This window comes from Microbacterium sp. Bi128 (assembly GCF_918698205.1).
The window spans coordinates 1-6,138 of record NZ_CAKKMM010000236.1 but is presented as its reverse complement, the minus strand read 5'-3'; the positions used below and the strand labels follow the sequence as shown (position 1 = coordinate 6,138).

Here is a 6,138-nt window from a genome sequence, read left to right as displayed (position 1 = left end):
TGGAGACATGATCATGGCCGAAGAAGAAACCCCCGTCGTCGACGCCCTCGCCGACATCACCGCCGTGTCGCTCGAACGCTCCACCCTTGTTCCCCGCGAGTTGATGCTGGCCCGTATCGCGGCCCTCGTCTCCGTCGACGCTCCACCCGCCTCCTACCTGCTCAACGCCGGTATGGCGGTCGACGCCGGCGTCACGGCAGATGATGTCCAGGGCATCGTCATCGCAGTTGCGCCCATTGTCTGCACTCCCCGGATCGTGGCGGCAGGCAGCAAACCTCGCCATTGCGCTCGGCTTTGTCATCGCAGTGGCCGAAGCCGAGCTTGAGGCTGAAGCCGATGCCCCGGCCGAGGACTGATCACGCCAAGCGGTACTACGAAAGGGACTGCGGGAGCGAGACATGACCCAGCGAACCTACCCTGAGGGCGTACCGTGTTGGATCGACACCGAGCAGCCCGACGTCGAGGCGGCCGCCGAGTTCTATGCCGGCCTCTTTGGCTGGACGTTCGAGGACGCCCTGCCGGCGGGCGCGCCAGGCCGATACTTGATTGCCAAGCTCGATGGCCAGGACGTCGCCGGGATGGCGGACACCCGGGGTGCCGCGACATGGAATACCTACGTATCCGTCGAGGACGCGGATACCGCAGTGCAGCGTCTGGTCGCTGCCGGCGCTACGGTACGGTCGGCAGCCGCAGACGCTGGAGAAGGCGGCCGCAGTGCGGCGTTGACCGATCCAGGGGGCGCCGGGATCCGCATCTGGCAAGCCAAGCGACGCTTGGGTGCACAGGTGGCCAATCAGCCGGGGTCCTGGAATTTCAGCGATCTCCACACGCCTAACCCCGGCGCGGCCATCAAGTTTTATGAGGACGTGTTTGGCTGGAAAGTCGACGACCTCGGCTTCGCGATGATGATCCGCAGGCCCGGTTACGGTGATCACCTTGAGGCGACAATCGATCCGGGCATCAGGGAAAGGCAGTCAGCGCTGGTCCCTCCACCTGGCTTCGAGGATGCGATCGCCTGGATCGCGACCACGGCCCCCGACGAACTGCCGCACTGGCACGTCTCGTTCACCGTTGCCGACCGGGACCGGACGGTGGTTGAGGCGAAGCGACTCGGCGCCCAAGTCCTTAGCCAAAGCGAGACCGAGTGGACGCGCACGGCACTGATCCGGGACCCCCAGGGAGCGGAGTTTACCGCCAGCCAGTTCACGCCCCCGTCGCCATGAGCGCTCCTTCAATAGAGGCGCCGGGTCAGATGGCGGCAGCTATGGGACGAACGTTCACCCGGTTGGCCCGGCAAGCAGCTTTCTGATCTCGGTGAGCTTGGCTTCGGACTCTTCGAGGCGCTGGCGGAGTCCTTCGACCGTCGCGGTTCCCGTCCCGGCGGCATCGACCGGCGGTGCGGGATTCTTGGGAGACAGAAAGAAGTTGGCCAGGTAGCCGGTGAAGGTGCCGAAGATGCCGACACCGACGACGATGATGCCCGTACCGAGAATACGGCCGGCACCGGTGACCGGATACTGGTCACCGTATCCCACTGTCGAGATCGTGACGATCGTGTACCAGATGGTGTCCGAGGCCGTCGTGATATTGGCCCCCGGCGCATACTGCTCGATGCGGAGCATCGTGAGGCTTCCGAATTCCAGTACGAAAATGCCCATGAGCAGCAGGATGTACAGGGAGCTGCCGGCCCGGTCTTTGCTCAGTGCGCGGCCGATTGTCCGGATGCCGACGTCGCGGAGCAGGCGGTACACCCGGATCAGCCGGAAGATGCGCAGGAACTTGAGTTGCGCGAAGGGCATGCTGGCCAGCAGGTCGGCCCAGCCGAAGTGCCTGAAGAAATAGGCGCCCGCCGATGGCGCGGTGAGGATCCGGTAGAGGAAGTCGGCGAGGAAGATCACGCTGAAAAGGGCGTTCATCACCTCGAGCACGGTGTCGAGCGACTGCTCCCGCGCGGCATACACGAGCACGAGATTGACGATCGACAGGAGCGAAAGGATTCCGATGAAGATCTCATATCCGATGCTCTTCAGTTCACTGCGTTCCCTGGTCATGTGAGGATTCTGGCACGAAAGCACTCAAGTACCCGACACTTTTTGCCCTTCTCTGACCGGACCGCAGTGCCGCTGTTCAATAGCCTGGCGCGCAAGTGCCCGGCCTGGGGCCTCGCCGGGATCGAGGCAGGCGCATGGTCTAAATGTCGTTAGCCGCTCCCCGACGGCGACGACCGCTGCATGCACGCCGCCACGAAAATTCCCCTGCATTAAGTAGTCTTACTATGCAAGCTTCCAGCAGAGTCGAGGAGGTTAAAGTGGCCGGACATTTGGAGTTGGAGCACTCGCTGCAGAGTGGTGGCGGCGTTCTGATCGTGGACGCTGAGAAGTCTTTGACAGGTACTTCGGACGCCGGTCTGGAAAGATCCGTTATGGGCCGAGCCGTTGCCTGGTCAGGCACATGCGGCCGCCCTCAACCAAAGGTGGGGTAGCAATGGTGCCAGGTTCAAAATCCGAAAAGAAACGCGGGGTCCTTTTCGACGTCGACGGGACCTTGATTGACTCCAGCTATTTCCATGCCCTTGCCTGGTGGCAGGCGTTCCGGCGGGAGGGGCTGGACATCCAGATCTCGGCTATCCACCGCTGCGTCGGCATGGGCGGCGACAAGCTCATCGAACACTTGGTCCCCGGGTGCACCACGGACATGCAGGAAGACCTCAAATCCGCGCACGGCGCCGTGTTCTCCACGTTTTGGCCTTCCCTGCGCCCCTTCGACTCTGCCCGGGACCTCCTGGCCGCATGCTCCGGCGCCGGGCTGGCCGTGGGTTTGGCATCATCAGCGCAGGAGCGCGACCTGGACGTCGCCCGGCGCCTCCTGGACGCCGGCACGTCCACCGATGCGTGGACCAGTTCCAACGACGCCGACGAGAGCAAGCCCGCTCCCGACATTCTGCTGGCGTGCCTGGACAAGCTTGAGCTCAGCCCGGCGGACGTCGTGTTTGTTGGCGACGCCGTCTGGGACGTGCTGGCCGCCGCGGCAATCGGAGTTCCCGCCATTGCCCTGACCTGCGGCGGAATCAGCGAAGCCGAGCTGCGGGAGGCCGGTGCCGCCGAAGTTTACGACAATCCGCGGCACCTGTTGGAGAACCTTGAAAGCAGCGCGATTGGAAAGCTGAGCGCCTGAGGCCTTCCGCCCGTGCGGCTTCCAACGCCTGAACGGCCGCCGAGGCAGCACGGTCTGGAATTCTCAGTCCGTGCTGCCCGGCGGGTGTCCGGCCTGTCTTACTTGGACGCCGCGGCTGTCAGTTCGCCCCGGCGCCGACGCCTGCCTCGACGGCCGGGCCGGCTGTGGCGCCGGCAAGGCGCAGCCAGGTGTCCACCACGGTGTCGGGGTTCAAGGAGACCGAATCGATGCCTTCCTCGACCAGCCACTCGGCGAAGTCCGCGTGGTCGCTCGGACCCTGGCCGCAGATGCCGACATATTTGCCGCGCGCCTTGCAGGCCGCGATGGCCATGCTCAGGAGCTTTTTGACGGCCGGATCGCGTTCATCGAAGCCGCCGGAGACAATCGCGGAGTCCCGGTCCAGGCCCAGGGCCAGCTGGGTCATGTCGTTGGAGCCGATGGAGAACCCGTCAAAGTAGTCCAGGAACTCATCGGCGAGCAGCGCGTTGGATGGGATCTCGCACATCATGATCACCTCGAGGCCGTTCTCGCCGCGGGTGAGGCCGTTCTCCCCCAGCAGTTCGATAACGCCGCGGGCCTCGTCCAGGGTCCGTACGAACGGGATCATCAGCTTGACGTTGGTCAGGCCCATCTCGTTGCGGACAAAGGACAGGGCCTCACACTCGAGGTCGAAGCAGTCCCGGAAGGACGGCTCGAGGTACCGTGAGGCGCCGCGGAAGCCGATGATCGGGTTCTCTCCGTGCGGCTCGTAGGCGGGCCCGCCGATCAGGTTGGCGTACTCGTTGGACTTGAAGTCGGACATGCGCACAATCACGGGTTCCGGCGCGAAGGCCGCCGCGATGGTGGACACGCCCTCGGCCAGGCGCTTGATGTAGTAGTCGCGCTGGCTCTCGTACGCGGCGATGCGCTCACGGATTTCCGTGGCGACGTCCGCCGGCTGCTCGTCGAGGTTCAGCAGTGCCTTGGGGTGGATGCCGATCTGGCGGTTGATGATGAATTCGAGCCGGGCCAGGCCCACTCCGTGGTTGGGCAGTTGCGCGAACGTGAAAGCCTGCTCCGGGGTGCCGACGTTCATCATGACCTTGACGGGGGCCTCGGGCAGCTGGGTGATCTCGGTTTCCTCGACGCTGAAGTCCAGGAGCCCTTCGTAGATCACGCCGGTTTCACCGTCGGCGCAGGACACGGTCACGTCGAGGCCGTCGGAGAGGGCATCGGTGGCGTCCCCGGTGCCGACGACGGCGGGAATCCCCAGTTCCCGGGCAATGATGGCGGCGTGGCACGTGCGCCCGCCGCGGTTGGTCACGATGGCGGAGGCACGCTTCATGATCGGTTCCCAGTCCGGGTCGGTCATGTCGGCGACGAGGACATCACCGGTTTTGAAGGCGGCCATCTGGTCGATCGCGGTGAGGATGCGGACGCTGCCGGCGCCGATGCGCTGGCCAATGGCGCGGCCCTCGACCAGCACCCGGCCGGTCCCGTTGAGCCGGAACCGGCTCAGGCTGCCGGAGGCCCGGCGGGACTGCACGGTCTCCGGGCGCGCCTGCAGGATGTACAGGCCGCCGTCGATCCCGTCCTTGCCCCATTCGATGTCCATGGGGCGGCCATAGTGGTTCTCGATGGCGACGGCGTGCCGGGCGAGCTGCTCGACGTCGTCGTCAGTGAGGCTGAAGCGGTTCCGCAGGGACGCCTCGACCGGCACGAAGTCGATGGTGCGGCCGATTTCGCGGCTGCTCGTGTAGGTCATCTGCAGGGCCTTCTCGCCCAGTCCGCGCTTGAGGATGGCGGGCCGGCCAGCCTGCAGCGCGGGCTTGTAGACGTAGAACTCGTCGGGGTTGACGGCGCCCTGGACGACAGCCTCGCCGAGGCCGTAGGAGGACGTGACGAACACGGCGTCCTGGAACCCGGACTCTGTGTCCATGGTGAACATGACGCCGGAGGCGCCGACGTCGGAGCGCACCATGCGCTGGATGCCGGCCGAGAGCGCCACCTCGGCGTGCTCGAACTTGTGGTGTACCCGGTAGGCGATCGCCCGGTCGTTGTAGAGGGACGCGAACACGTCCTTGATGGCGAGCAGGATGTTCTCGATGCCGCGGACGTTCAGGAAGGTTTCCTGCTGCCCGGCGAAGGAGGCATCGGGGAGGTCTTCCGCGGTCGCGCTGGAACGGACGGCCCAGGACAGGTCCTCAGAGCCGCCGTGCTTGTCCACCAGTTGCTGGTAGGAGTTCCGGATCTGCGCTTCGAAGTCAGGCAGGAAGGGCGTCTCGCGCATGAGGGCCCGGATCTCCTGCCCGGCGGCTGCCAGGGCGGTGACGTCATCGGTGTCCAGGCCGACAAGCCGGTCGGCGATCTTCTGGTCGAGGCCCGAATCCGCCAGGAAGTTGCGGTAGGCATCCGCGGTGGTGGCGAAGCCGTCGGGAACCTGGACGCCGGCGGAGGTCAGGTTCTGCACCATCTCACCGAGGGAGGCGTTCTTTCCGCCCACGCGGTCCAGGTCCTTGAGTCCGAGTTCTGAGAACCACAGGATGTCTGTCGTCATAGTTACTGCTCCTTTGCAGATGATGGCATGCAAGTGCGCCGCCCCGCTTGCGGCGATGGCCGGTTGATGGGCGCAAGTCCTGTCCACAGTGACAGGTCTCCAGCGCACTTTCCACATGACGTGCGCCACACTAAGTTTGTGAAACTTTTCCCTAATGCTTGAGGTTCATCCGCTGCAGGATGGTTGCCGCCATTTCCTCGACGGACACCGTGGCCGAATTCAGGTACGGAATCCTATGGGAGACGTACAGTTGCTCGGCGCTGCGCAGCTCGAAGCCGCACTGCCGCAGCGATGCGTAGGGTGAGCCCCGGCGCCGTTCGGTGCGGATCTGGCTCAGGCGCAGGGGGTTGGAGGAGAGCCCGAAACACTTCTCAACGAAAGGCCTCAGCGGCTTGGGGAGCCCTTCCCGTTCAAAGTCTTCGTCCACC

Annotated in this window: 6 protein-coding genes; 3 read left to right on the top strand and 3 right to left on the bottom strand. The window is 64.9% G+C overall.

Features of this window, described 5'->3' with window-relative positions; genetic code table 11:
- Both LQV45_RS15745 and LQV45_RS15740 read left to right on the top strand, forming a co-directional pair.
- On the top strand, positions 1-325 hold a 325-nt coding region (locus LQV45_RS15745; RefSeq protein ID WP_230007846.1), incomplete at its 5' end, for a hypothetical protein.
- A gap of 73 nt (positions 326-398) precedes the next feature.
- Positions 399-1,223: a VOC family protein gene (locus tag LQV45_RS15740; protein WP_230007845.1), complete on the top strand. Its 825-nt coding sequence runs from the start codon at positions 399-401 to the stop codon at positions 1,221-1,223.
- Positions 1,224-1,277: 54 nt separating this feature from the next.
- Here LQV45_RS15740 and LQV45_RS15735 read toward each other — a convergent pair whose 3' ends face one another.
- Positions 1,278-2,051, bottom strand: a complete 774-nt coding sequence (locus tag LQV45_RS15735) for an ion transporter (protein WP_230007844.1) — start codon at positions 2,049-2,051, stop codon at positions 1,278-1,280.
- Between the two features lie 433 nt (positions 2,052-2,484).
- Between LQV45_RS15735 and LQV45_RS15730 the strand changes: the two genes are divergently transcribed.
- Entirely contained in the window at positions 2,485-3,174 is a 690-nt protein-coding gene (locus LQV45_RS15730) for an HAD family hydrolase (RefSeq protein WP_230007843.1), read from the top strand.
- Positions 3,175-3,292: 118 nt separating this feature from the next.
- Here the strand turns inward: LQV45_RS15730 and ppsA are convergent, their stop codons facing one another.
- Both ppsA and LQV45_RS15720 read right to left on the bottom strand, forming a co-directional pair.
- Positions 3,293-5,710: a phosphoenolpyruvate synthase gene (gene ppsA / locus LQV45_RS15725; protein WP_230007842.1), complete on the bottom strand. Its 2,418-nt coding sequence runs from the start codon at positions 5,708-5,710 to the stop codon at positions 3,293-3,295.
- Between the two features lie 151 nt (positions 5,711-5,861).
- Positions 5,862-6,138: kinase/pyrophosphorylase (locus tag LQV45_RS15720; RefSeq protein WP_230007841.1), on the bottom strand; the 277-nt coding region annotated here is incomplete at its 5' end.

What these genes read in the sequence shown, in the direction of transcription:
- LQV45_RS15730 (WP_230007843.1), top strand. Translation starts at nt 2,485, where the DNA reads ATGGTGCCAGGTTCAAAATCCGAAAAGAAACGCGGGGTCCTTTTCGAC.
- LQV45_RS15740 (WP_230007845.1), top strand. Translation starts at nt 399, where the DNA reads ATGACCCAGCGAACCTACCCTGAGGGCGTACCGTGTTGGATCGACACC.
- ppsA (WP_230007842.1), bottom strand. Translation starts at nt 5,710, where the DNA reads ATGACGACAGACATCCTGTGGTTCTCAGAACTCGGACTCAAGGACCTG.
- LQV45_RS15735 (WP_230007844.1), bottom strand. Translation starts at nt 2,051, where the DNA reads ATGACCAGGGAACGCAGTGAACTGAAGAGCATCGGATATGAGATCTTC.